The organism is Variovorax sp. JS1663 (assembly GCF_002157355.1).
Lineage (GTDB): Bacteria > Pseudomonadota > Gammaproteobacteria > Burkholderiales > Burkholderiaceae_C > Variovorax.
Genome location: NZ_LYMK01000033.1, coordinates 21,231 through 46,378 on the forward strand (window position 1 = coordinate 21,231; position 25,148 = coordinate 46,378).

The following is a 25,148-nucleotide window of genomic DNA, read 5'->3' on the forward strand; positions in this document are numbered from 1 at the left end:
GCCAAGGCAAAAAAAAGCGGCGCCCTGAGGCGCCGCTTCGTGCCGAGAGGACGCGCTTATTGCGTCTTCGATGTGGGCTTCATCATGGCCCGGATGTCGGCCTTGCCCTTGGTCTCGTCGGCCTTGGCCTGCTTTTCGCAGGCACTCTTGGCATCACCCTTCTGGTCGTCGCACTTTTCCTTCGCGACTTCATAGGTGGCCTTCACCTTTTCTTCTTCGACCTTGCGGGCATTGCTGTCGCTAGGCTTGTATTGCTGCTCCAGTTCAGCCTTGGCCACGTTTTCCTTGCCCTTGGCTTCCTTGTTGCAGACGTCCTTCGCGTTGTCCTTCAGCGCGTCGCACTTCGCCTTGTCCACCTTGTAGGCGGCCTCGACCTTTTCCTTCGCGACCTTGTACTCGTCCTGCGTCATCGCGCCCGCTTGCGTGGCGACCAGGCAGGAAGAGGCAATTGCGAGCATGAGCAGATGCTTCTTCATGAGGTAACTCCTGTCAGTTTGCCGAGGTGTCGATCAGTATTTCTCGAACCAGAGCGCATCCGGCGTGCGGCCGTCGCGCGATTCCCAGTCCTTGACTTGCTTCTCGGCTTCGTCCCGGCTGATGCCGTGGCGTTCCTGGATGCGTCCGAGCAACTGGTCGCGCTTGCCGGCGATGACGTCGAAGTCGTCGTCGGTCAGCTTGCCCCATTGCTCTTTGACCTTGCCCTTGAGCTGTTTCCAGTTGCCTTCGATGGTGTCCTTGTTCATGGACCAATCTCCTTCTCAGATGATGGATTTGTCGCCGGTTCCACGCTGGGACTTCCGACGTGAGAAGACTCTCGCTTTGCCCCCTTGACGAACCGGTAGGACGCCCGGGGCAGGGGTCGTAGGCACATGCCGACGCACCCCGTGATAATCGGACGCACGCAGAACCCGGACAACCGCGCGCACGCCGCTCCATCATGATCATCCACAGCCTGCTCGACACCGACCTCTACAAGTTCACGATGATGCAGGTGGTGCTGCATCACTTTCCGGGCGCGCGCGTGGAGTACCGCTTCAAGTGTCGCAATCCCGGCATCGACCTGGCGCAGTTCGCCACCCAGATCCGCGAGGAGGTTCGCCACCTGTGCTCGCTCCAGTTCAAGGACGCGGAGCTGGCCTACCTGCGCTCGATGCGCTTCATCAAGAGCGATTTCGTCGATTTCCTGGGGCTGTTCCGCCTCAATGAGAAATACATCGCCATCACGCCGCTGCCTTCGGGCGAGCTCGACATCCGCATCGAGGGGCCTTGGCTGTACACCATCTTGTTCGAAATCCCGGTGCTGGCGATCGTCAACGAGGTCTACTTCCGCAACACGCAGCCCCGTCCCGACCTCGTCGAAGGGCGCCGCCGCCTTGAGGCCAAGATCGGGCAGTTGCAGGCCGACGGCCTGCGTGAGCTGAAGATCGCCGACTACGGCACCCGACGCCGCTTCTCCAAGGACTGGCACGAGGAGGTGCTGCGCACGCTGGCCGGCCGGCTCGGGCCGGTGACCTCGCCGCCGCAGCGGGCCATCGACAAGCCACCGCAGCTCGCCGGCACCAGCAACGTGCTCTACGCGATGAAGCTCGGCCTGATCCCGCTGGGCACCATGGCGCACGAGTACTTGCAGGCCTGCCAGGCGCTGGGCCCGCGTCTGCGCGACAGCCAGGTCTTCGGCTTCGAGTCTTGGGCGCGCGAGTACCGCGGCGACCTCGGCATCGCGCTGTCGGACGTCTACGGCATGAGCGCCTTCCTGCGCGATTTCGACCTCTACTTCTGCAAGCTGTTCGACGGCGCCCGCCACGACAGTGGCGACCCGTTCCAGTGGGGCGAGCGCATGCTGGCCCACTACATCGCCAACCGCGTCGATCCGCAGACCAAGACGCTGATCTTCAGCGACAGCCTGACCGTGCCGCGCACGATCGAGCTCTACCTGCAGTTCCGCGGGCGCTGCCAGTTGGCCTTCGGTATCGGCACCAACCTCACCAACGACCTCGGCTACGAGCCGCTGCAGATCGTGATCAAGATGGTCCGCTGCAACGACCAGCCGGTGGCCAAGCTCTCGGACACCCCCGCCAAGAACATGTGCGACGACGAACGCTATCTCGCCTACCTGCGCCAGGTCTTCGAGATTGCCCAGCCCTCTGCATGAGCGGTTCGTCCCACCTGGCACGCTCCCTCCGCCTGCTGGCTGCTGCCGCTCTGCCGACCCTGATTCCCGCCGGGGCCTTCGCTGCCGAGATCGACGGCGGCGCCCTGTCGCCCTGGTGGGGCCTTCCTTTTGCCGGCATCCTGCTGTCCATCGCGCTGCTGCCGCTCCTGGCGCCATCCTTCTGGCATCACCACGACGGCAAGGTATCGGCCGCCTGGGCGCTGGCCTTCCTGCTGCCTTTCGCCGCGATCCACGGCATCGGGCTGGCCGGGATGCAGTTGGTTCATGCGCTGCTGGCCGAGTACATCCCCTTCATCCTCCTGCTGACCGCGCTGTTCGTGGTGGCCGGCGGCATCCACATCCGCGGCAATCTGCATGGCTCCCCCGGGCTCAACACCGCGATCCTCGCGATCGGCGCGGCCCTGGCGAGCCTGATGGGCACGACCGGCGCGTCCATGCTGCTGATCCGGCCTCTGATCCGCGCCAACGACAACCGGCGGCACCGGGTGCACGTGATCGTGTTCTTCATCTTCATCGTGTCGAACGTGGGGGGCTCGCTCACGCCGCTGGGCGATCCGCCACTGTTCCTGGGCTTCCTCAAAGGCGTGGACTTCTTCTGGACGGCGCGGCACATCGCGCTCGATACGCTGTTCATCGTCGGCATCCTGCTGGCGCTGTTCTACGCGCTCGACCGCCGGTACTACCGCAAGGAAGGCGTGCTGCCCATCGACCCGACGCCCGATTCGCGCGGCCTTCGCTTCGAGGGCGCGGCGAACTTCTGGCTGCTGGGCGGCATCGTCGGGCTGGTGCTGATGAGCGGGATCTGGAAGTCGCCCATCCGCTTCGACATCCTCGGCACGGAGGTCGGCTTGCCGGGCCTCGTGCGCGACCTGGGCCTGGTCGGCATCACCCTGCTGTCGTTGAAGATCACGGCACCCCAGGTGCACGCGGACAACCAGTTCAGCTGGGCACCGATGGCAGAGGTGGCCAAGCTCTTCGCGGGCATCTTCCTCACCATCATCCCGGTGATCGCGATGCTCAGGGCGGGCGCGCAGGGGCCCTTCGGCGCGATCGTCTCGGCCGTGACGCGGCCCGACGGCCAGCCCGATCCGGCGATGTACTTCTGGGCCACCGGCGTGCTGAGCTCCTTCCTGGACAATGCACCCACCTACCTGGTCTTCTTCAACACCGCGGGCGGCGACGCGCAGGCCCTCATGGGGCCGCAGGCGGCCACGCTGGCCGCCATCTCGGCGGGCGCGGTGTTCATGGGGGCCAACACCTACATCGGCAATGCGCCCAACCTGATGGTCAAGGCCATCGCGGAAAGCCGGGGCGTGCGCATGCCGAGTTTCTTCGGCTACATGATGTGGTCGGGCGCCATCCTCGTGCCGCTGTTCATCCTCTCCACCTTCATCTTCTTCCGCTGACCATGAGCAAACCCAGAATCCTCGTCGCCCGTTCGGTCTTCCCTGAAACCATCGCGCGGCTGCAGCAGCATTTCGAAGTCGAATCCAACCAGGACGACCGTGGCTGGAGCAAAGCCGAGCTGATCGTCAGGCTCAAGGACAAGCAGGGCGCCTTCACCACCGGCAGCGAGCGCATCGATGCCGAGGTGCTGGCCGCCTGTCCCGAACTGAAGATCTGCGCCAACATGGCCGTGGGCTACAACAACTTCGATGTTGACGCGATGACCGCCCACGGCGTGCTGGCCACCAACGCGCCCGACGTGCTGACCGAGACCACCGCCGACTTCGGCTTCGCGCTGCTGATGGCGACCGCCCGCCGCATCACCGAGAGCGAGCATTTCCTGCGTGCGGGAAAGTGGGAGAAGTGGAGCTATGACATGTTCGCCGGTGCCGAGGTGTATGGCAGCACGCTCGGCATCATCGGCATGGGGCGCATCGGGCAGGGCATCGCCAGGCGCGGCGCGCTCGGCTTCGGCATGAAGGTGATCTACCACAACCGCTCCCGGCTCGACGCGGCCCTCGAGGCCGAATGCAAGGCCAGGTACGTGGGCAAGGAAGAACTGCTGAAGACCGCCGACCACATCGTGCTGGTGGTGCCTTACTCGCCAGCCTCGCACCACACCATCGGCGCCGCCGAATTGGCGCTGATGAAGCCGACCGCCACGCTGGTGAACATCGCGCGCGGCGGCATCGTGGACGATGCGGCGCTGGCCGCGGCGCTGCGCGACAGGCGCATTGCGGCAGCCGGGCTGGACGTCTTCGAGGGCGAGCCCAAGGTGCATCCGGACCTGCTGACGGTGCCGAACGTGGTGCTCACCCCGCACATCGCCAGCGCCACCATCCCGACGCGGCGCGCCATGGCCGACCTGGCGGCGGACAACCTGATCGGCTTCCTGGTGCACGGCAAGCCGCTCACGCCGCTGAACCCCGCGGTGCTGGGAGGCAAGTAGTCGGTCATGCCCTTGCCGGAAACCTGGATCCTCGCGGGCCTGGCGGCCCTCAACCTCCTGCTGCTGATCTGGCTGCTGCTGCGCCGCCCGCCCGCGCCCGACCACACGGCGCTGATCGCCACGCTAGGCTCCGCCAACGAGCGCATCGAGCGCGAACTGCGGCACGAGATCGGCGAATCCTCGCGCGGCGCGCGCCAGGAGACCAGCCAGGCCTTCGCCACCTTCCAGCAGGCGCTGGTTCAGCAGGGGGCCGAGGCGACGCGCACGCAGAACGCGCAGATCGACGCCTTTGCCCAGCAGCTGAACTTGCTGCAGAAGACCTTGGCCGACACCCTCAACACGCAGCTGCAGGGGCTGGCCGAATCGAATGCGCGTCGGCTCGCCGAGGTGCGCGCCACCATGGAGGCGCAGCTCGCGCAACTCCAGCAGAGCAACACCGCCAAGCTGGACGAAATGCGCCAGACGGTCGACGAGAAGCTGCAAAGCACCCTCGAAGCCCGCCTGGGGGAGAGCTTCAAGCAGGTGGCGGACCGGCTGGAGCAGGTGCACAAGGGCCTGGGCGAGATGCAGACGCTGGCGGTGGGCGTCGGCAACCTGCAGCGCGTGCTGACCAACGTGAAGACGCGCGGCGTGTTCGGCGAGGTGCAGCTCGAAGCCCTGCTCGAGCAGGTATTGACGCCCGAGCAGTACGCCCGCCAGGTCGAGACAAAGCCGCGCAGCGGCCAGCGGGTGGACTTCGCGATCCGCTTCCCGGGCCGCGGCAGCGAGGGCGCGCCGGTCTGGTTGCCGATCGACGCCAAATTCCCGCGCGACGACTACGAGCGCCTGCTGGATGCGCACGAACGGGTCGATGCCGGGGCTGCCGAGCTGGCGGCGCGGGCGCTGGAGACGCGCATCCGCACTGAGGCCAAGTCGATCGCCGAGAACTATCTCGCGGCGCCGCACACCACCGATTTCGCCATCCTGTTCCTGCCGGTCGAGAGCCTGTATGCCGAGGTGCTGCGGCGCCCCGGACTGATGGACGCGATCCAGCGCCAGCACCGCGTGACCCTGGCCGGGCCGACCACGCTGCTGGCCATGCTCAACAGCCTGCACATGGGCTTCCGCACGCTGGCGCTGGAGCAGCAGGCCTCGGAGGTGTGGAAGGTGCTGGGCGCGGTCAAGACCGAGTTCGAGCGCTACGGCGAGTGGGTGGCGCGCATCAAGGAGCAGGTGGCCAAGGCCTCCGACACGCTGGACAAGGCCGACACCCGCGCCAAACAGATGCGCCTGGCCCTGCGCAAGGTGGAGGCGCTGCCGGAGGCCCAGTCGCAGGCATTGCTGCCGGCGGCGGACGAGGGCGACCTCGTTCCGTGAGCCCCGCCCGGTCGTTCCGAAGGGGCTCGTACCGCAGCCGGAGGGGAGGGTAGGCCTATGTCTGCCGAGCTGCTTCGCCTCATCGCGGCCCAGATCTGCCTGCATGCCGCCATGGCCGGCATGCGCCTGGGTGCACCGCTGCTCGCGCTGCAGCAGGGTTACAGCGCGGCAGCGGTCGGCGTGCTGATCGCGCTGTTCGCGCTGACGCAGGTCTTCCTCGCGCTGCCGGCCGGGCGCTTCGCCGACCGGCACGGACTCAAGCGGCCGCTCGCGCTGTCAGTGGCCGCGGCATCGGCCGGGACGGCGCTGGCCGCGGCCTGGCCCGTGTTTCCGGTGATGTGCCTGGCGGCGCTGATGACCGGCGGCGCCACGGGCGCTGCCGTCATCGCGCTGCAGCGCCACGTCGGCCGTGCGGCGTCCAACCCGGTGCAGCTCAAGCAGGTGTTCAGCTGGCTGGCGATCGCGCCGGCCGCGGCGAACTTCCTCGGCCCTTTCGTCGCCGGCCTGCTGATCGACCATGCGGGCCGCAGTCCAGCCGATCTGCCGGGCTTTCGCATCTCCTTCGTCGTGCTGGCGCTGCTGCCGCTCGCCGGCTGGCTGTTCGCGCGCGCCACGCAGGAACTGCCGCGCGTGCCGCAGCCCGCCGACGGCAGCAGGCCGCGTGCCTGGGACCTGCTGCACCAGCCCATGTTCCGCCGCCTGCTGTTCGTGAACTGGCTGCAGTCCTCCAGCTGGGACGTGCACGCATTCCTGCTGCCCGTGCTGGGCCACGAGCGTGGCCTGGGCGCTTCGGTGATCGGCTCGATCCTCGGCGCCTTCGCGATCGCTGCTGCGCTGATCCGGATCGTGCTGCCGCTGGTGGCGGCACGCGCGTCGGAGCGCAGCGTGATCGCAACCTCGTCGGTGGTGACAGCGCTGGTGTTCGCGGTCTATCCGTTTCTGTCCTCGGCGCTGACGATGGGCGTCTGCTCGGTGGTGCTCGGCTTCGCGCTCGGCGCGGTCCAGCCGATGGTCATGAGCATGCTGCACCAGATCACGCCCCATGCGCGGCACGGCGAGGCGCTCGGGCTGCGGCTGATGACCATCAACGCGTCCAGCGTCGCGATGCCGATGCTGTTCGGCTCGATCGGCGCGCTGGTCGGGATCTCAGGTGTGTTCTGGCTGGTCGGCGGTATGGTGGCGCTGGGAACGCGCGTCGTGTGGGGACTGAAGGTCCCCGCCCACGATCAGAGCTTGTAGAAGCGCCGGATCGCGTCCCAGGCGTCCTGGGGCGCATCCACGTACTCGATCAGCTTCACGTCCTCGGGCGAGATCACGCCTTCCTCCGCCAGGAAGTCGAAGTTGATCAACTGCTTCCAGTAGTCCGAGCCGAACAGCACGATCGGCACTGGCCGCGCCTTGCGGGTTTGCACCAGGGTGATGACCTCGAACAGCTCATCCAGTGTGCCGAAGCCGCCCGGGAAGGCCACCAGCGCTTTCGCCCGCATCATGAAATGCATCTTGCGGATGGCGAAGTAGTGGAACTTGAAGCTCAGGGCAGGTGTGACGTAGGGGTTGGCTTCCTCTTCCATCGGCAGTGCGATGGCGAGGCCGACCGAGAGGCCGCCGCCCTCGTAGGCGCCGCGGTTGGCGGCCTGCATGATGCCGGGACCGCCGCCGGTGCAGACGAAGAGCTTGTCCTCCGGCTCCTTGTCGTTGCTGTACTGGGCGACCAGCTTGCCGAAGGCGCGCGCCTTCTCGTAGTAGTGCGAGCTGCGTGCCAGGCGGCGCCAGCGGGCGGCGGCGACGGTGTCGCCGGCCGCGTCGGCCTGGGCGATGAGGGCGCCGGATTCCTCTTCGCTGCGGAAGCGCGCGCTGCCGAACACCACCACCGTGTTCTCGATGCCGTGGGCGCGCATCTCGAGGTCGGGTTTCATCAGCTCGAGCTGCATGCGCAGGCCGCGGGTTTCGCGCCGCAACAGGAACTCGGGGTCGGCGAAGGCCAGGCGTGAGGGGTCGGCGTGGAGAGGGAGACCCTTGTCGGCATGGGCCTGCAGGGTGGCCCAGGCGTCGGCCAGGCGCTTGTTGTGGAGGTCGTGTGTCTGGTTGGGCATGATCTGTCGGGGAGACGGGTATCGGATTGTGCTCGTTGCAGAATCCGGGCCCGGTTCAAAAACGGCCGTGGCGTCCGGTACCTCCGGTGAAGCGGGCTGCGCCGGCGGCGCCTTCGGCTGCGACGATGGGCACGCCGTGCCGCCCTTCCTGCCGCAGGGCCTCGGCCAGCGGGAGCGCCCACTGGGCGTAGGCGGAGGCGCGGTCGGCCAGCATGCATTGCTGCGGGAAGGCGGCGAGCTCGCGCGCCAGAGCCTCCGCGGCCTGGCGCGACGTGCCCTCGGGTACCACGCGGTTGACCAGGCCCATGGCCACGGCCTCGTCGGCGGCCACCGGGCGGCCGGTGAGGATCAGGTCCAGCGCGCGGCCCATGCCGACCAGGCGTGGCAGGCGCACGGTGCCGCCGTCGATCAGCGGGACGCCGAAGCGCCGACAGAACACGCCGAGCACCGCGCCCGACTCGGCCACCCGCAGGTCGGCCAGCAGTGCGAGCTCCAGGCCGCCGGCCACCGCGTGGCCGGCGATGGCGGCAATCAGCGGCTTGGACAGCGCCATCCGGGTGGGGCCCATGGGACCGGCGCCGCCGCCGTCGGGATCGAGCTCGTTGCGGCGCGCCGGGTCGTTCACCGCGCCCAGGTCGGCGCCGGCACAGAACACGCCGTGATCGCCCCAGAGCACGGCGATGCGCTGGCTCTCGTCGGTCTCGAAGCGCTCGAAGGCCTGGCGCAGCTGGGTCGCCATCTCGCGGTCGACGGCATTGCGCCGCTCGGGGCGGCTCATCACGATGGTGCTGACCGGACCTTCGATCTCGGTGCGTACGGGGGCGGTGCTCATACCCGCAGCGTACGCAAAAAAAGGCTCCCGAAGGAGCCTTTTGGTGCAGTGCAGGGTCGCCGCTCAGACGCGTTTGCGGTATTCGCCGGTGCGCGTGTCGATTTCGATGCGGTCGCCTTGCGAGACGAACAGTGGCACGGGGATCTCGAAGCCGGTGGCGATCTTGGCGGGCTTCAGGACCTTGCCCGAGGTATCGCCCTTGACGGCCGGCTCGGTCCAGGTGATCTCGCGCTCGACGCTGGTGGGAAGTTCGACCGAGATGGCCTTGCCGTCGTAGAACACCACCTCGACCGGCATGTTGTCTTCGAGGTAGTTGAGCGCGTCGCCCATGTTCTCGGCCTCGACCTCGTACTGGTTGTACTCGCTGTCCATGCAGACGTACATCGGGTCGGCGAAGTAGGAGTAGGTGCACTCCTTCTTTTCGAGCACGATCTGCTCCATCTTGTCGTCGGCCTTGAACACGACTTCGGTGTTGAAGTTGGCGATCAGGCTCTTGAGCTTCATGCGCACGGTGGCGGAATTGCGGCCGCCGCGGCTGTATTCGGTCTTGAGGACCACCATCGGGTCCTTGCCATGCATGATGACGTTGCCGGCGCGGATTTCTTGAGCGATTTTCATAGTCAGGGTCTCTGGATGTGGGCCGCTCGGCGTGCCTGCGGGCGGGAGGCCCTCGACACGTTCACCGCGGCGGGTTCGGCGGATGGTGCGGCGCGGGCTTCGAAAGCCCTGGCCGGAAATCCGCAAAGCCCACAATTCTAACTTTTTTGGGCGACGAACTGCCGCAAGCGGCTCAGAAGGCCATCTTGCGCGAGCAGACGATCGCGCGCGGCAGTCGCGGCGGCCCGCCAGGGCGCGAGGGCCTGGAAGTGCAGGTCCGGCAGGTCTCCCTCGGCCATTCCGTTCCACAGGTGATGCAGGCGGCGCAGCGTGGGTGGTGCCGCCAGCCAGTCCAGGAAGGCTTCGAGCTTTTCGTGGTGGGCATCGTCGTCCTGGGGATAGATCTGCCAGACGAAGGGTGCGCCGGCCCAGACGGCGCGCACCAGCGAGTCCTCGCCCCGGACGAAGTTGAGGTCGCAGGCCCACAGCAGATGGTCGAACTCGGTCTGGGCCAGGTGAGGCAGCCAGTGGATGGCGAGCGCACCGCGCTGCGGCGGCCCCGGCGGCAGGGCACGCGCGGCGCGGCCTGCCGTGACCAGCAGCCGCGTGGGCTCGCCTGCCTGCTCGAAGCGGGCCAGCAGGGCGTCGAGCGCGGACGGTTCGTAGCAGAACAGGCAGACCAGGCGCTCCCCGTTCCAGGCGATGCCCTGCCGGGCGAGCCAGTCGGCGCGATCGAAGCCGGCGCGGCGCGCCATCAGGTCCGCCTCGCGCAGCAACCCGCCGGTCGCATCCGTGAAGCCAGGGTAGAAGAAATACTTGGTCAGGCCCGCGCCCGGTCCCCGGAACACGGGGGAAGGCAGTCCGTGCAGGCGCTCTACATACGGTTCGGCCGAAAGGTATTCGAAATTGAGCCAGACGCGGCGCGGCGCACCCGGCGCCACCGGCTGCGCGAAGCGCGCGATCAGCTCGGGTGCGGGATCGCAGCCGAAGGCTTCGATCAGCACATCCGGGGGCGCACAGGCGGCGGCCTCCTGCCCGGCAGCGTCCTGCGTCCAGGTGACGATACGGACGCCCGGATGGCCACCGGGCGCCATCCAGGCCAGCGCCGACGGGTCGTCGATCCACAGTCGCACCGCATCACCCCCCGCCGCCAGCCCGCAGGCAAGGCGCCAGCACACGCCGGCGTCGCCGTGGTTGTCGATGACCTTGCAGAAAATGTCCCAGCGCATCGCGGGATACTCTACAGCCCGGCCATGGCGTCCCCGCCGCGCTGCCTCGGCACAATAGCGCCCCCATGTCAGACACGCATTCCGATCAATTGCTCAGCGAGGTGGCGGCGCTGCCGCAACTGCCGGGCGTCTACCGTTACTTCGATGCCGCGGGCGCGGTGCTGTACGTGGGCAAGGCGCGCAACCTGAAGAAGCGGGTCGCCAATTACTTCCAGAAGAACCACGGCGGCACGCGCATCGGCCACATGATCTCGAAGATCGCCCGCATGGAGACCACCGTGGTGCGCTCCGAGGCGGAGGCGCTCCTGCTTGAGAACAACCTGATCAAGGCGCTCAAGCCCCGCTACAACATCCTGTTCCGGGACGACAAGAGTTACCCCTACCTCAAGATCGCCTCGCACACCTTTCCGCGCCTGGCGTATTACCGCGGTGCGGTGGATCGCAAGCATCGCTACTTCGGCCCCTATCCGAGCGCCTGGGCGGTGAAGGAATCGATCCAACTGCTGCAGAAGGTCTTCAAGCTGCGCACCTGCGAGGACACGGTGTACGCCAACCGCACGCGGCCGTGCCTGCTCTACCAGATCAAGCGCTGCACCGGCCCCTGCGTCGGCTACATCACGCCCGAGGCCTATGCGCAGGACGTGGCCAATGCCGAAGCCTTCCTGCTTGGCGACACCCAGGCGGTGCTGTCCCAGCTGGAGGCCCGCATGATGGCCCATTCGGAGAGGCTGGAATTCGAGCAGGCCGCCGAGCTGCGCAACCAGATGTCGGCGCTGTCGCGCGTGCTGCACCAGCAGTCGGTCGAGATCGCCTCCGACAAGGACGTGGACATCCTCGCGGTCAAGGTGCAGGGCGGCAAGGCCTGCGTCAACCTGGCGATGGTGCGCGGCGGCCGGCACCTGGGCGACCGCGCCTACTTCCCGGTTCACGTGGAGGATGCAACGCAGATACGCAGCGGCGCGGAGGCGGAGGGCGAGGGCGAGGGCGAGGGCGAGGATGCTCCCGAGGCCTTCGGGTCGATCGAGACCCAGGTTCTGGAGGCTTTCATCGCGCAGCACTACATCGACGTGCCGGTGCCGCCCACGCTGGTTTTGGGCGAGCAGGTGAGCCGCGAGCTGATCGAGGCCATCGCGCAGCAGGCCGCCACGCGCGTGACGGCGGTGTTCCAGCCGCGCGAGCAGCGCCGCCACTGGCTGGAGATGGCCCAGACCAACGCTGACCTGCAGCTGGCGCGCCTGCTGGCCGAGGAGGGATCGCAGCAGGCACGCACGCGCGCGCTGGTCGACGCGCTGGAGCTCGCGCCGGACGATCTCGACAACTTCCGCGTCGAGTGCTTCGACATCTCCCACACCGCGGGCGAGGCGACGCAGGCTTCCTGCGTCGTGTTCGAGCATCACACGATGCAGAACCGCGAGTACCGCCGCTACAACATCGACGGCATCACGCCGGGCGACGACTACGCCGCGATGCGCCAGGTGCTGCACCGCCGCTACGGCAAGCTGGCCGAGGCGATGGCGGCGGAGGCCGATGCGCCGCCCGCGGGCGACGCGGCCGGCGCGGGCACCGATGCCCGGCCCGGGACGCTCGGCGCGCGCATGCCCGACCTGGTGCTGGTCGACGGCGGCAAGGGCCAAGTGTCGATGGCACGCGAGGTGTTCGGCGAGCTGGGCCTGCCGCTGTCTCTGATTGTCGGCGTAGAGAAGGGCGAGGGCCGCAAGGTCGGGCTGGAGGAACTGGTCTTCGCCGACGGCCGCGAGAAGGTCTACCTCGGCCGCGACTCGGCCGCCCTGATGCTGGTGGCCCAGATCCGCGATGAGGCGCACCGCTTCGCCATCACCGGCATGCGCGCGAAGCGGGCCAAGGTGCGGGTGGGTGGCAGCCAGCTGGAGGACATCCCTGGCATCGGGCCCAAGCGCCGGGCGCGGCTGCTGCAGCGCTTCGGGGGGATCCGCGGCGTGGCGGCCGCGAGCGTGGAGGACATCGCGTCGGTCGACGGCATCGCGCTCGAGCTGGCCGAGGAGATCTATCGCGCGCTGCATTGACCCGCGGCACGGGCGGCTGCCGGCCGCATGACACAATCACCTTCATGTTCTGGACGCTGCCCACCATCATGACCTGGACGCGCATCGTCGCGATCCCGTTGATCGTGGGGGTTTTCTATCTGCCCCTTGAAGAGCCGATGCGCAACCTCGTGGCCACGGTGATGTTCATCGTGTTCGCCGCCACCGACTGGCTCGACGGCTTTCTCGCGCGCCGCCTCAACCAGACTTCGGCCTTCGGTGCCTTCCTCGATCCGGTGGCCGACAAGTTCCTGGTGTGCGCCTCGCTGCTGGTGCTGGTGCATCTGAATCGCGCCGACGTGTTCGTGGCCCTGATCATCATCGGCCGCGAGATCGCCATCTCGGCCCTGCGCGAATGGATGGCGCAGATCGGGGCCGGCAAGAGCGTGGCGGTGCACATGATCGGCAAGGTCAAGACCGTGGTGCAGATGGTCGCGATCCCCTTCCTGCTCTTCAACGGCACCCTGTTCGGCGTGATCGAGACCGGCGTCTGGGGGCAATGGCTGATCTGGATCTCGGCCGTGCTCACGGTGTGGTCGATGATCTACTACCTGCAGAAGGCCATTCCCGAGATCCGGGCCCGAGCCAAATGACGGGGGCCGCCGCCCCGGCTTCGGGATGGGTGCGGGCCATGCCCGCAGTCTTCGTGCTGATCTGGAGTACCGGCTTCATCGTGGCGCGCTACGGCATGCCCTACGCGCCGCCGCTCAAGTTCCTGGCCGTGCGCTATGCGCTGTCGGTGCTGTGCTTCCTGGTCTGGGTGCGGCTCGCGCGCGTGTCCTGGCCGCGTGAGCGCGCACAGTGGGGGCATCTGGCGATCACGGGCATCCTGATGCAGGCCGGTTACCTGGGCGGGGTCTGGGCGGCGGTCCGAGCCGGCATGGGCTCGGGCCTGATCGCCCTGCTGGTGGGTGTCCAGCCGGTGTTGACGGCGGTCTGGCTGTCGATGCGCGGCGGCGCGATCTCGGGTCGCCAGTGGACCGGCCTGGCGCTCGGCTTCGCCGGACTGGTGCTGGTGGTGCTGCGCAAGCTGGGGCAGGGCGGCGAGGTAAGTGCGCTGACCATGGGACTGGCGGTGATGGCGCTGCTCTCCATCACGGCGGGGACGCTCTACCAGAAGCGCTTCGTCGCGCCCTGCGACGTGCGCATTGCCGGCGCGATCCAGCTGGCCGCGGCGCTGCTGGCCACGCTGCCCTTCGCGGCCCTGGAGGCCGACCCCATTCAATGGAACTTGTATTCGGGCGGTGCCATGGCCTGGTCGGTGCTGGCGCTGTCCTTGGGTGGCAGCTCGCTGCTCTACATGCTGATCCAGCGCGGGACCGCCACTGCCGTCACGAGCCTGCTCTACCTGGTGCCGCCCTGCACGGCGCTGATGGCCTGGGTTCTTTTTGCCGAGCCCATCACCGTGCCGACACTGGTGGGCATCGCGATGACGGCGGTGGGCGTCAGCCTGGTTGTGCGCGGCGAGCGCTGAACCGGTCTCGCGGGGCAGCTTGCCTTTCAGGTCGGCTTGGTGGCGCGGCGTCGTCGCGCCGGCTGCTCCGACCGCCACGGCTCGTGGCGGAATTGCTCGGCCAGGAAGTCGACCAGCAGGCGAACGCGGCGCGGCGTCTTGGGGTGCCAGGGTGCGATCCACTGGATGTCGGCTTCGGGCATCGACAGGCGGGGCAGCACATGGACGAGTTCGCCGGACGCTAATTGCGGCGCGATGTCCCAGAGGCTGCGCAGCACGATGCCCTGGCCGGCCAGGCACCAGTCGCGCGCCATCTCGCCGGAGTTGCTGCACAAAGGGCCGTTGACCTGGATGCGCACCGGCTGACGGCTCTGCGCATCGTTCAGGGTCCAGACGTCGAAGCGTCGTATGGTTGCGCTGTCGTTCTCCTGGACGACGAGGCATTCGTGCTCCGCCAGTGCGGCCGCGTCGGCCGGCAGGCCGCGCCGCTGCAGGTACGCGGGCGACGCGGCCAGGACGCGCTGATTGCGCGCCAGCCGGCGCGTGACCCAGTCGGCCGCATGCCGCGCCGGCGCGGACCACAGCCATACTGCGCCGTCATAGCCCTCCGCCGCGAGGTCAGGCAGGCGCTCCGTGAGGCGCAGTTCGATCTGCAGCGCGGGGTATTGCTGACGGAAGCGGGCGATCGCGGGACCGACCCAGTGCCGCCCAAAGCCGAAGGTGGCCGCGATGCGCAGCGCGCCGCTCGGCTCGTTCTGCCGTTCGCTCAACTCCGCCTCGAGCGCCGCGAAGCCCTCCAGCAGGCGCTCGGCATGCGTGCAGACGGCTTCGCCCTCGGCGGTGAGGCTCAGGCGGCGGGTGGTGCGCTCGAACAGGCGATGCCCCAACTTCTGCTCGAGAGCGGCCAGTCGCTTGGTGATGACCGAAGGCACTACGCCCAGGGCCTGCGCGGCGCCGGCCAGGCTGCCAGTGCCGCGTACGGACAGGACCAGTTCAAGGTCGCCGCGGTCCATTCATTCCTCCATGGAAAGAGTTGATTCTCCGATTGTTTCTTGATGGGCCGGGGAACGCAACGCACAATCGCGCTATGCAATCAGGCTTCATCTCCTTCCATGTGTCGCGCGACGGGGTCCGGCTGCATGGCCGCATCGGCGGACAGGGCGCACCCTTGCTGCTGCTGCACGGCCATCCGCAAACGCTGGCAATCTGGCATCGCGTGGCCCCCGTGCTGGCCGCACGCTTCACGCTGGTGATGATGGACCTGCGCGGCTACGGCGATTCGGACCGGCCGGCACCCGATGCCGAGCATCTCGCCTACAGCAAGCGTGAGATGGCCAGCGATGCGATGGCGGTGATGGCGCATCATGGCTTCGAGCGCTTCCAGGTGCTGGCGCACGATCGCGGCGCACGCGTGGCGCACCGGCTCGCCGCGGACCATCCCCAGGCCGTCGAGCGGCTCATGCTGCTGGACATCGCGCCCACGCTCGCCATGTACGAGCGAACCTCGGAGGCCTTCGCCCGTGCCTACTGGCACTGGTTCTTCCTGATCCAGCCGCCGCCGCTGCCCGAGGCTCTGATCGAATCCGACCCCGCACGCTATGTGCGCAGCCTCATGGGCAGCCGACATGCCGGGCTGGCACCGTTCGCGCCCGAGGCGCTGGCGGAGTACGAGCGCTGCGCGGCCATCCCGGGCTTTGCGCGCGGCATCTGCGAGGACTATCGCGCCTCGGCCACCATCGACCTGGAGCATGATCGCGCCGACATCGCCGCGGGGCTGCGGCTCGCGCAGCCGCTGCGCGTGCTGTGGGGCCAGCATGGCGCGGTGGGGCGTTGCTTCGACGTGCTCTCGCTGTGGCGTGAGCGCGCGGACCAAGTGTCCGGCGCCGCGCTGCCCTGCGGCCACTACATTCCCGAGGAGGCGTCCGAGGTATTGACCGAGGAAGCCCTCCGATTTTTCATCTGACAGAAAACAAGGATGACACCATGAGCGGCAAGAAGCGTATCGCCGTGATCGCTGGCGACGGCATCGGCAAGGAAACCATGCCCGAGGGGCTGCGGGTGCTGGATGCCGCGGCCCGCAAGTTCGGCATCGACCTGCATTTCGATCACTTCGATTTCTCGAGCTGGGACTACTACGAGAAGCACGGCAAGATGCTGCCGGACAACTGGAAGGATCAGATCGGCGGCCACGATGCGATCTACTTCGGCGCGGTCGGTTGGCCCGAGAAAATTCCCGACCACGTCTCCCTCTGGGGCTCGCTGCTCCTGTTCCGCCGCGAGTTCGACCAGTACATCAACCTGCGGCCGGCGCGCCTGATGCCGGGCATCGTCGCACCGGTGGTGCGGCGCGACGGCACGCCGCGGCAGCCCGGCGAGATCGACATGTACATCGTGCGCGAGAACACCGAAGGCGAGTACTCGAGCATCGGCGGGCGCATGTACGAGGGCACTTCGCGCGAGATCGTGATCCAGGAAACGGTGATGTCGCGCACGGGCGTGGACCGCGTGCTCAAGTTCGCCTTCGAGCTGGCGCAATCGCGGCCGAAGAAGCACCTGACCAGCGCCACCAAGTCCAATGGCATCTCGATCACCATGCCCTACTGGGATGAACGGGTGGCTGAGATGGGCAGAAACTATCCAGGTGTCAAGCTTGACAAGTTTCACATCGACATCCTGACGGCGCACTTCGTGCAGCGTCCCGACTTCTTCGACGTGGTGGTGGCGAGCAACCTGTTCGGCGACATCCTGTCCGACCTGGGACCGGCCTGCACGGGCACGATCGGCATCGCACCGAGCGCCAACCTCAATCCGGAGCGCGGCACGCCTTCGCTGTTCGAGCCGGTGCACGGGTCTGCCCCGGACATCGCGGGCAAGGGCATCGCCAACCCGATCGGGCAGATCTGGTGCGGCGCGATGATGCTGGAGTTCCTCGGCCACAAGGATGCGCACGATGCGATCCTGGCTGCGATCGAGAAGACATTGGCGCCGGCGAGCGCAGCGCCACGCACGCCGGACCTCGGCGGCAGCGCCGGCACGGCCGATCTGGGACGTGCGATCGCCGAAGCACTCTGAGATCGCCCGGGAAGAGGCCCCGCGGAACACCACTAGAATCGCGGATCCTCGCTGGAGTTCACAGGAGAGCGTCTTATTGACACCCTGTGGACCAGTGGTTGTAATCCTTGTCGGCAGTGCGCTGCCGGCGCGTCAGAACTGCCATCCTTCACCTCAAAGCACCCCGCGGCATTCGTCGCGGGGCCGGCATTGTTTCTGACGCTACCCGATCAACTATTTCCTGAACAAGGGGTCCTTGTGAACAAAACCGAACTGATTGAGCACATCGCCAAAAACGCCGATATCTCCAAGGCTGCTGCCACGCGCGCCCTCGAATCGACCATCGGCGCCATCCGCACCACGCTCAAAAAAGGCGGCTCTGTCTCGCTCGTCGGTTTCGGTACTTTCGCTGTGGGCAAACGCGCTGCGCGCACGGGTCGCAATCCGCGCACCGGCGACGCGATTAAAATCAAGGCCGCCAAGATCCCGAAGTTCCGCCCCGGCAAGGCGCTGAAAGACGCGCTGAACTGAAAGACGGTTTCCGGTGGGGTGCTTAGCTCAGCTGGTAGAGCGGCGCCCTTACAAGGCGTAGGTCGGGGGTTCGAACCCCTCAGCACCCACCAACCGATGCAAAGGCGAACAATCAGTTCGCCTTTTTTGTTTTCGCTAGAGAGACTTCCATCCATGTTCGACTTCATCCGAAAGCACAACAAGATCCTCATGGGCGTGCTATTCCTGTTGATCGTGCCTTCTTTCGTGGTCGTCGGCGTACTGGATCGCTACAGCGGCACCAGCGACAAGGGCGAAACGGTCGCCAGCGTCGCGGGCAGCAGCATCCGGCGGCCGGAATGGGATCAGCAGCATCGCAGTGACATCGATCGCATCCGCCAGCAAAGGCCGGACGTGAGCCCCGCGATGTTCGATACCGACACGGAACGCTACGCCACGCTGGAGCGGATGGTGCGCGAGCGGGTGCTCGCGGCCGCCGCGGCGGAGGATCACTTCGTCGTGACGGAGCCGCGGCAGATGGAGATCTTCCGCAATGACCCGGCGCTGGCGAGCTTCGTGACCACCAAGAACGGCAAACCGGAGTTCGACCGCGAACTGTTCTATCGCGCGACCGGCATGACGCCCCAGCAGCACCAGGATGCGTTGGTGGCGCAGATGGTGCGCCAGCAGGTGCTCAAGGGCATCGCCGACACTGGATTCGCGACACTGGCACAGGCCGCGCCCACGCTCAACGCGTTCTATGACCGGCGCGAGATCCAGGTGGCACGTTTCGCGCCTGGCGATTTCACAGGGAAGGTGAACGTCAGCGACGCAGACCTTGAGGCGTATTACAAGCAGCACGTCGCACAGTTCCAGGTGCCGGAGCAAGCGAGCATCGAGTACCTGGTGCTGGACCTCGAGGCCGCCAAGAAGAACATCACGGTGAACGAGGCGGACCTGCGCAGCTACTACGACCAGAACACCGCGCGATTTGGCACGAAGGAGGAGCGGCGTGCCAGCCATATCCTGATCACGGTGCCCTCGGGCGCGCCCGCTGCCGATCGCGACAAGGCGCGTGCGAAAGCGCAGCAACTGCTTGCCGAGCTTCGAAAGTCGCCAGGCAGCTTTGCGGAACTGGCGCGCAAGAACTCTCAGGATCCAGGCTCCGCGGAGAAGGGCGGCGATCTCGACTTCGTCACGCGTGGCGCGATGGTCAAGCCTTTCGAGGACGCGATGTTTGCGCTCAAGAAGGGCGAGATCAGCGACGTCGTCGAGTCCGAATTCGGCTACCACATCATCCAGCTCAATGACGTCAAGCCGGGCGTCGTGCCGCCCTTCGAGCAGGTGCGCGCGAAGATCGAGAACGAAGTGCGCAGCCAGCAGGCGACGCAGGAGTTCGCGAAGGCCGCCGAAAGCTTTACCGACGCCGTCTATCAGCAACCCGACAGCCTGAAGCCGGCGGCGGACAAGCTGAAGCTCACGATCCGCACCGCCGACAAGGTCGCCCGCACGCCTGTGCCCGGTGCGACAGGTGCGCTGGCCAGTGCCAGTTTCCTGAACGCGCTGTTCGCACCCGATTCGCTCGAGCGCAAGCACAACACGGAAGCGATCGAAATCGGTCCCAACCAGCTCGCATCGGGACGCGTGACGCAATACACGGCGGCACGTGCGCAGCCTCTGGACGAAGTCAAGGACAAGGTTCGCACACAGCTGGTCGCCGAGCGCGCTGCAGCACTCGCCAAGACCGAGGGCGAAGCCAAGCTGGCGGCCTGGCAGTCCAATGCGGCCGGCGCAAGCTTTGGCGCCGCGGTTACGGTGTCGCGGCTCGAAGCGCAGTCCCAGCCGACGCCGGTCATCGAGGGCGCCTTGCGCGCCGATCCGGCCAAGTTGCCCATGTTGGTGGGCGTGGACCTGGGCGCGCAGGGCTATGCCGTCGTCCGCGTCAACAAGGAGGTGCCGCGCACGTCGCCAGCGCCGGAGGTCGCGCAGCAGGAAGCGCAGCAGTACGCCATGGCGATGGCTGCTGCGGAGACCGCCGCCTACTACGAGCTCATGAAAAAGCGCTTCAAAGCCGAGATCCTGGTGCCCAAGCCGCTGAATGCGGGCCTTGTCGTGGGGCGGTAGCTTTTCACGCTACAATTGCGGGCTCTACGGTGGCTGTAGCTCAGTTGGTAGAGTCCCAGATTGTGATTCTGGTCGTCGTGGGTTCGAGTCCCATCAGCCACCCCAAACACTCCTGAGAAAAGCGCCGGTCAATCGACCGGCGCTTTTTTTTTGGAAGTGAACAGCTCTTGCGGCAATTCGGACTTGAATTAGAATTCGGGCTTCCTAATTCGGAGGAACTGCACCGATGGCCTCAACCCTTGCCGACATCAATTCCCAGATCAAGAAGCATGATGAGCAGATTGCCCAATTGCGCAAGCAAGCGGAGGAACTGCGCAATCAGGAACGCGCTGGCGTGATCGAGGAACTGCGCAAGAAAATCGCGGAATACGGGCTGACCGCCGCGGATCTGAAACTCGCGACGCGCTCAGGCAAGAAGGCGACGACTTCCATCGTCGCGGTAAAGTCGGCGGCAAAGTATCGCAGCCCGACCGGCGAGACCTGGTCCGGTGGACGGGGGCGCAAGCCGCGCTGGATCACCGAAGCGCTTGCAGCGGGCAAGTCTCTGTCGGACTTCGAGATTCGCTAGGCATTTGCGCCTCCCCCAATAAAAAGCCCGCCAGAAGCGGGCTTTTTATTGGCCTCACTCCGGCTCAGTTCACGAGCACCAGTTTGCCCTTGACCGCTCGCGAACCCATGTGGGCATACGCGTCCTTCAGCTCGGCCATGGGCATGGTGCAGTCAATCACGGGCTTGATCTTGCCTTGACCATACCACTTCGCCAATTCCGCCATCATCTGCGCGTTGGCCTTGGGTTCACGTTTGGCGAAATCGCCCCAGAACACACCGACCAGCGAGGCGCCTTTGAGCAGCATCAAATTCAGCGGCAGCGATGGAATCGGCCCTGAAGCGAAACCGACCACCAGATAGCGCCCGCGCCAGCCGATGGAACGAAACGCAGGTTCGGCGAATTCGCCGCCCACCGGGTCGTAAATCACGTCCGGCCCCTTGCCGTCGGTCGCGGCCTTGATGGCATCGCGAAAGCCGTTGGGAAGCGCGTGCGCGGTGTAGTTGATCGTGAGATCGGCGCCAATGGATTTGCACAGCGCGCATTTCTCGTCGGTCGATGCCGCGGCAATCACCTTGGCGCCAGCCGCCTTGGCGATCTGGATCGCCGCAGTGCCGACCCCGCCGGCGGCCCCGAGGACCAGGACGGTTTCACCGGCCTGCAATTGCGCGCGGTCCATCAACGCATGCCACGAGGTCGCATAGATCATGATGAAGGCCGCCGCATCGACGTATCCGAAGCCGTCGGGCAGCGTCATGCACAGCGCTGCAGGCGCCAGCGCATGGGTGCCAAAGCCCCCCGTTCCTGACAGGCAGGCGACGTTCTGCCCCAGGCGCAAGTGCGTGACGCCTTCGCCGACGGCCGCCACCACGCCGGCATATTCGGATCCTGGAACGAAAGGCACCGGTGGCTTGATCTGGTATTTGTTCTGGACGATCAGCAGGTCGGGAAAGTTCAGGCTGGCCGCCTTGATCTCGATCAGCACCTGGCCCGGGCCCGGCGTTGGCGTTGGCAGTTCTTTCCAGGTCAGCGCATCGACGCCGGTCGGGTTTTCACAGAGCCATGCGTGCATGCTCGGGTCTCCTTGGGATGAGTCTGGGGGCGATGAATCGAGGCCATGATAGGCCGGAGCGCAGGCGGGCATTGTCCCTGCCGTGACGCAGCCGCCGCCTACAATCCTGCGCACAACCAATGCCATGAAGATACTGATCTCGAACGACGATGGCTTCCAGGCTCCCGGCATCGTGGCCTTGCACGATGCGCTGAAGGAGGTGGCGGAAGTCGAAGTGGTCGCGCCGGAGCACAACAACAGTGCCAAGTCGAATGCGCTGACCCTCGCGGCGCCGCTCTATGTGCACAAGGCGCACAACGGTTTTCGCTATGTGACCGGGACGCCGGCCGACTGCGTGCATATCGCGCTCAAGGGCCTGCTCGACTATCGGCCCGACCTCGTGGTGTCCGGCATCAACAATGGCGCCAACATGGGCGACGACACCATCTATTCGGGTACGGTCGGCGCCGCCATGGAAGCCTATCTTTTCGGCATTCCGGCGATTGCCTTTTCCCAGATCGAGAAAGGCTGGGCCCACGTCGACGCGGCCGCACGTGCAGCGCGGCGGCTGGTGGAGCAGATCGAGCGCGAGCGCATGCTGGACGGCCCCACTTTCCTGCTGAACGTCAACGTGCCGAATCTTCCGTTCGAGGAACTCAAACCGATCAAGGTCTGCCGCCTCGGACGGCGCCACGCCGCCGAGAAGGTCATCACGCAGGACAGTCCGCGCGGTGAGACCATGTACTGGATCGCCGGTGCCGGCAGCGCCAAGGACAGCGGCGAGGGCACCGATTTCCACGCGACGGCTGCAGGCCACATTGCGTTGACGCCTTTGCAGATCGACTTGACGGACCACGCCCACTTGGCTCAGTGGCGCGATACGGTGGCGCGGCTCGTGGAGCGTTCCTGACCATGGCGAGCCAACGGCCCGGGTTCCCCGTGCGGCTCACACCCACGGCGTCGGCCGCGACACGCGGGCGGGCTTCGGCGGTGCCTGCCAAACCACTCGTCGTGAACCAGACGCCATCCATGGCCTCGGATGCGGTGCGGGCGCGCATGGTCCAGCGGCTTGCCGCGCAGGGGATTGCCGATGCGCGCGTGCTGCGGGCGATGAGCGCAGTCGAGCGGCATCGCTTCGTCGACAGCGCGTTGGTCAACCAGGCCTATGAGGACACCAGCCTGCCGATCGGGCTCGGTCAGACGATCTCCAAGCCCAACGTGGTCGCGCGCATGATCGAGTTGTTGCTGGGCGCCCCGGCGCTGGCGAGCAAGCCTGGCGACCGGCTTGGACGCGTGCTCGAGATCGGCACAGGCTGCGGATACCAGGCCGCGGTGCTGAGCCATGTCGCAACCGAGGTCTACAGCATCGAGCGCCTGCGGGGCTTGCATGAGCGCGCACGCTCCAACCTGCGCCCATTCCGACTGGCCACTGTGCACCTGCTGCTGGGTGACGGCATGGTGGGTTATGCGAAGGGTGCTCCCTATGCCGGCATCATCGCGGCCGCAGGCGGCGACGCGTTGCCGGAAGCCTGGCTCGCGCAACTCGCGGTCGGCGGCCGCATCGTCGCGCCGACCCAGTCGCCCGCAGGCGGACAAGCGCTCGTGGTCGTCGACAAGACGGCACGCGGACTCGAGCGGCGCGTTCTTGAGGCGGTTCACTTTGTCCCCCTAAAATCTGGAATTGCTTGAAGGAAGAACACATGCAGGGTATTGGCAATCGGGGCTGGCTTGCCGGCGTGACGCTGCTGGCCGCACTCTTGATTGCGGGGTGTGCCGCCAAACGCGGTCCTGTTCCAGTCGAGGACCGCGGCACGATGGTGGGTGCGCCGACAGCCGCGGCGCCTGCAGCCCCTGGCGCTCCTCTCATCACCACGGACCCATCGGGCAAGCCGCTGCCGGGCATCGAGAACTACGGCAAGCCGGGCTATTACGCCGTGCGGCCTGGAGACACCATTCGTCGCATCGGCACGGAAACCGGCCAGAACTGGCGTGACATCGCGCGCTGGAACAACCTTGACAATCCGGACCTGATCGAAGTCGGGCAGGTGCTTCGCGTGATCCCGCCGGTTGGCACGGCGGCGCCGGCGACGCCTCCCGTCACGGATTCGAAGGCAGCCACCCCGGCGCCGAGTACACCGGCGCCCGGTGCCGCAGTCGCGCCGGCTCCGGCGACGGCCGCGAGCGCAGCAGCCAAGCCGACGCCTTCCATCGTCACTGCTTCGCCTGCAACGCCGGCGGCGACGGCTTCGGGCGACGAAGACGTGGGCTGGATCTGGCCTGCGCAGGGCTCGTTGATCGCCGGCTTCGACGAAGCCAAGAACAAGGGCCTCGACATCGGCGGCAAGGCCGGCGACTCGGTGCTTGCCGCTGCCGATGGGCGCGTCGTCTATGCCGGTGCAGGCCTGCGCGGCTATGGCAACTTGATCATCCTCAAGCACAACAACACCTACCTCACCGCCTATGCCCACAACCGGACGCTGCTGGTGAAGGAAGACCAGTCGGTGCAGAAGGGCCAGAAGATTGCCGAGATGGGCAGCAGCGACGCGGATCGCGTGAAGCTGCATTTCGAAATCCGTCGGCAGGGCAAGCCTGTCGATCCGGCGCGCTACCTGCCCGCCCGTTAGGACCATGCATGACCGCTTCTCGCCCGCGCCATGCCTTGGTCGTGCGGCGCGCGGCGGGCAAGACCGGCGGTGTTCCGGCCTTTGAATCGCGGGGACATCCGGTCTCGGCGGACGAGGCGGCAGAACAGATCGATCACGAAGCCGGGCAGGGACTCGTCAAGGGCAGTGTGCCCCTCGAGTACGGAGGCGAGGGCGGCGACTCGCTGACGCTCTACCTGCGCGAGATCCGGCGTACCGAGCTGTTCACACCCGACGAGGAGTACCGCACGGCCTGTGCGGCCCGCAGCGGCGACTTTGCGGCGCGCCAGTCGATGATCGAGCACAACCTGCGGCTGGTGGTGAACATCGCCAAGGGCTATCTGGGACGTGGCGTGCCGTTGGCCGATCTGATCGAGGAAGGCAACCTGGGCCTGATGCATGCGATCAACAAGTTCGAGCCCGAGCGGGGATTTCGCTTCTCGACTTACGCAACCTGGTGGATTCGACAGTCGATCGAGCGCGCCGCAATGATGCAGGCGCGCGCGATTCGCCTGCCGGTCCACGTGGTGCGGGAACTGCATCAGGTGATGCGTGCGCGGCGTACGTTGGAGGGCGATGCCGATTTCGTCGCCCGCCGCCCCGATGGTGTGCGGGTGGAGGACGTGGCAGCCTTGCTGGGCCGCGAGGTCCAGGCAGTGGCGGAACTGATGGCGCTGGCTGAGGCGCCGCGCTCCCTGGATGCCGGCAGCGATCGAGGCGAAGACAGCTTCAGCCTGGCCGACACGGTCGCATCCGAGGACGAGCACAGCGACCCGACGGGCATCACCCAGACGCATGAGGTCGAGAAGCTGCTCGACCAATGGATCCTCGCGCTGAGCGAGCGTGAGCGGGAAGTGCTGGAGGGGCGTTATGGCCTGCATGACCGCGACCCGGAGACGCTCGAAGTGCTGAGCGTGCGCCTTGGCCTCACGCGAGAGCGTGTGCGGCAGATCCAGAACGAGGCCTTGGCCAAGATGAGGCGGCAACTGGCCCGCGCGGGTGTTCACCGCGACGCGCTGCTGTAGTGATCTGCGCGAGCAGGGCTTTCGGCCTGAG

25 protein-coding genes and 2 tRNA genes are annotated in these 25,148 nt (G+C 66.7%); 19 read left to right on the top strand and 8 right to left on the bottom strand.

From position 1 onward, the window contains the following. Positions 1-56 precede the first annotated feature (56 nt). Positions 57-476 (bottom strand): hypothetical protein, encoded by a 420-nt coding sequence (locus A8M77_RS24080; protein ID WP_086924044.1) that lies wholly within the window; start codon positions 474-476, stop codon positions 57-59. A gap of 33 nt (positions 477-509) precedes the next feature. Next, on the bottom strand, positions 510-743 hold the full coding sequence (locus tag A8M77_RS24085) for a CsbD family protein (RefSeq protein WP_086924045.1): 234 nt from the start codon (positions 741-743) through the stop codon (positions 510-512). 194 nt (positions 744-937) lie between these two features. Here A8M77_RS24085 and pncB point away from each other — a divergent pair, with 194 nt between their 5' ends. The 5 genes from pncB to A8M77_RS24110 are packed head-to-tail and all read left to right on the top strand — an operon-like array spanning position 938 to position 7,163. Continuing rightward, positions 938-2,152: a nicotinate phosphoribosyltransferase gene (gene pncB, locus A8M77_RS24090; protein WP_086924046.1), complete on the top strand. Its 1,215-nt coding sequence runs from the start codon at positions 938-940 to the stop codon at positions 2,150-2,152. Then, on the top strand, positions 2,149-3,579 hold the full coding sequence (locus tag A8M77_RS24095) for a sodium:proton antiporter (RefSeq protein WP_192871673.1): 1,431 nt from the start codon (positions 2,149-2,151) through the stop codon (positions 3,577-3,579). The genes pncB and A8M77_RS24095 overlap by 4 nt, the downstream gene beginning before the upstream one ends. Before the next feature lie 2 nt (positions 3,580-3,581). After that, positions 3,582-4,568: a 2-hydroxyacid dehydrogenase gene (locus tag A8M77_RS24100; protein WP_086924047.1), complete on the top strand. Its 987-nt coding sequence runs from the start codon at positions 3,582-3,584 to the stop codon at positions 4,566-4,568. Between the two features lie 6 nt (positions 4,569-4,574). Then, positions 4,575-5,924: a DNA recombination protein RmuC gene (gene rmuC, locus A8M77_RS24105; protein WP_086924048.1), complete on the top strand. Its 1,350-nt coding sequence runs from the start codon at positions 4,575-4,577 to the stop codon at positions 5,922-5,924. Between the two features lie 57 nt (positions 5,925-5,981). Beyond that, a complete protein-coding gene (locus A8M77_RS24110; protein ID WP_086924049.1) occupies positions 5,982-7,163 on the top strand; it encodes an MFS transporter in 1,182 nt (393 codons plus the stop codon). Here the strand turns inward: A8M77_RS24110 and A8M77_RS24115 are convergent. The 4 genes from A8M77_RS24115 to earP all read right to left on the bottom strand — a co-directional run bounded on the left by A8M77_RS24115 (position 7,151) and on the right by earP (position 10,675). Then, positions 7,151-8,017 carry a TIGR00730 family Rossman fold protein gene (locus A8M77_RS24115; RefSeq protein WP_086924050.1) on the bottom strand — a complete coding sequence of 289 codons (867 nt, stop codon included), beginning with the start codon at positions 8,015-8,017 and terminating at the stop codon, positions 7,151-7,153. The two genes, A8M77_RS24110 and A8M77_RS24115, sit on opposite strands and share 13 nt — an antisense overlap. A gap of 55 nt (positions 8,018-8,072) precedes the next feature. Further along, positions 8,073-8,849: a crotonase/enoyl-CoA hydratase family protein gene (locus A8M77_RS24120; protein ID WP_086924051.1), complete on the bottom strand. Its 777-nt coding sequence runs from the start codon at positions 8,847-8,849 to the stop codon at positions 8,073-8,075. A gap of 63 nt (positions 8,850-8,912) precedes the next feature. Next, positions 8,913-9,467 carry an elongation factor P gene (gene efp / locus A8M77_RS24125; RefSeq protein WP_086924052.1) on the bottom strand — a complete coding sequence of 185 codons (555 nt, stop codon included), beginning with the start codon at positions 9,465-9,467 and terminating at the stop codon, positions 8,913-8,915. Positions 9,468-9,604: 137 nt separating this feature from the next. Further along, positions 9,605-10,675: an elongation factor P maturation arginine rhamnosyltransferase EarP gene (gene earP, locus A8M77_RS24130; protein WP_086924053.1), complete on the bottom strand. Its 1,071-nt coding sequence runs from the start codon at positions 10,673-10,675 to the stop codon at positions 9,605-9,607. Positions 10,676-10,740: 65 nt separating this feature from the next. Here earP and uvrC point away from each other — a divergent pair, with 65 nt between their 5' ends. From uvrC to A8M77_RS24145, 3 genes are read left to right on the top strand one after another with little or no spacing between them, the layout of a single operon-like run. After that, on the top strand, positions 10,741-12,717 hold the full coding sequence (uvrC, locus tag A8M77_RS24135; protein ID WP_086924054.1) for an excinuclease ABC subunit UvrC: 1,977 nt from the start codon (positions 10,741-10,743) through the stop codon (positions 12,715-12,717). Positions 12,718-12,761: 44 nt separating this feature from the next. After that, positions 12,762-13,328: a CDP-diacylglycerol--glycerol-3-phosphate 3-phosphatidyltransferase gene (gene pgsA / locus A8M77_RS24140; protein WP_086924102.1), complete on the top strand. Its 567-nt coding sequence runs from the start codon at positions 12,762-12,764 to the stop codon at positions 13,326-13,328. Beyond that, positions 13,325-14,209, top strand: coding sequence for a DMT family transporter (locus A8M77_RS24145; RefSeq protein ID WP_086924055.1), 885 nt, complete (start codon positions 13,325-13,327; stop codon positions 14,207-14,209). The genes pgsA and A8M77_RS24145 overlap by 4 nt, the downstream gene beginning before the upstream one ends. A 26-nt stretch (positions 14,210-14,235) precedes the next feature. Here the strand turns inward: A8M77_RS24145 and A8M77_RS24150 are convergent, their stop codons facing one another. Further along, positions 14,236-15,201: a LysR family transcriptional regulator gene (locus A8M77_RS24150; protein ID WP_086924056.1), complete on the bottom strand. Its 966-nt coding sequence runs from the start codon at positions 15,199-15,201 to the stop codon at positions 14,236-14,238. A gap of 74 nt (positions 15,202-15,275) precedes the next feature. Between A8M77_RS24150 and A8M77_RS24155 the strand changes: the two genes are divergently transcribed. From A8M77_RS24155 to A8M77_RS24185, 7 genes are all read left to right on the top strand, one after another. Then, positions 15,276-16,151, top strand: coding sequence for an alpha/beta fold hydrolase (locus tag A8M77_RS24155; RefSeq protein WP_086924057.1), 876 nt, complete (start codon positions 15,276-15,278; stop codon positions 16,149-16,151). A gap of 20 nt (positions 16,152-16,171) precedes the next feature. Then, positions 16,172-17,260 (top strand): tartrate dehydrogenase, encoded by a 1,089-nt coding sequence (locus tag A8M77_RS24160; protein WP_086924058.1) that lies wholly within the window; start codon positions 16,172-16,174, stop codon positions 17,258-17,260. Between the two features lie 237 nt (positions 17,261-17,497). Beyond that, on the top strand, positions 17,498-17,770 hold the full coding sequence (locus A8M77_RS24165) for an HU family DNA-binding protein (protein ID WP_007830705.1): 273 nt from the start codon (positions 17,498-17,500) through the stop codon (positions 17,768-17,770). Between the two features lie 16 nt (positions 17,771-17,786). Further along, a tRNA-Val gene (locus A8M77_RS24170) sits at positions 17,787-17,862 on the top strand. A gap of 61 nt (positions 17,863-17,923) precedes the next feature. Next, positions 17,924-19,852 carry a peptidylprolyl isomerase gene (locus tag A8M77_RS24175; protein WP_086924059.1) on the top strand — a complete coding sequence of 643 codons (1,929 nt, stop codon included), beginning with the start codon at positions 17,924-17,926 and terminating at the stop codon, positions 19,850-19,852. A 29-nt stretch (positions 19,853-19,881) separates the two neighbouring features. Beyond that, positions 19,882-19,957, top strand: a tRNA-His gene (locus A8M77_RS24180). Between the two features lie 121 nt (positions 19,958-20,078). After that, positions 20,079-20,420 (top strand): H-NS histone family protein, encoded by a 342-nt coding sequence (locus tag A8M77_RS24185; protein WP_086924060.1) that lies wholly within the window; start codon positions 20,079-20,081, stop codon positions 20,418-20,420. A 64-nt stretch (positions 20,421-20,484) separates the two neighbouring features. On the opposite strand, the gene A8M77_RS24190 is transcribed toward A8M77_RS24185, so the two are convergent. Next, on the bottom strand, positions 20,485-21,471 hold the full coding sequence (locus A8M77_RS24190; RefSeq protein ID WP_086924061.1) for an NADPH:quinone oxidoreductase family protein: 987 nt from the start codon (positions 21,469-21,471) through the stop codon (positions 20,485-20,487). A 124-nt stretch (positions 21,472-21,595) separates the two neighbouring features. On the opposite strand from A8M77_RS24190, the gene surE reads away from it, so the two are divergent. From surE to A8M77_RS24210, 4 genes are read left to right on the top strand one after another with little or no spacing between them, the layout of a single operon-like run. Then, positions 21,596-22,360, top strand: coding sequence for a 5'/3'-nucleotidase SurE (gene surE, locus A8M77_RS24195; RefSeq protein ID WP_086924062.1), 765 nt, complete (start codon positions 21,596-21,598; stop codon positions 22,358-22,360). A 2-nt stretch (positions 22,361-22,362) separates the two neighbouring features. Then, positions 22,363-23,139: a protein-L-isoaspartate(D-aspartate) O-methyltransferase gene (locus tag A8M77_RS24200; protein ID WP_086924063.1), complete on the top strand. Its 777-nt coding sequence runs from the start codon at positions 22,363-22,365 to the stop codon at positions 23,137-23,139. Positions 23,140-23,150: 11 nt separating this feature from the next. Beyond that, positions 23,151-24,074, top strand: coding sequence for a peptidoglycan DD-metalloendopeptidase family protein (locus A8M77_RS24205; protein WP_086924064.1), 924 nt, complete (start codon positions 23,151-23,153; stop codon positions 24,072-24,074). Between the two features lie 8 nt (positions 24,075-24,082). Then, entirely contained in the window at positions 24,083-25,117 is a 1,035-nt protein-coding gene (locus A8M77_RS24210; RefSeq protein WP_086924065.1) for a sigma-70 family RNA polymerase sigma factor, read from the top strand. Positions 25,118-25,148: the final 31 nt, after the last annotated feature.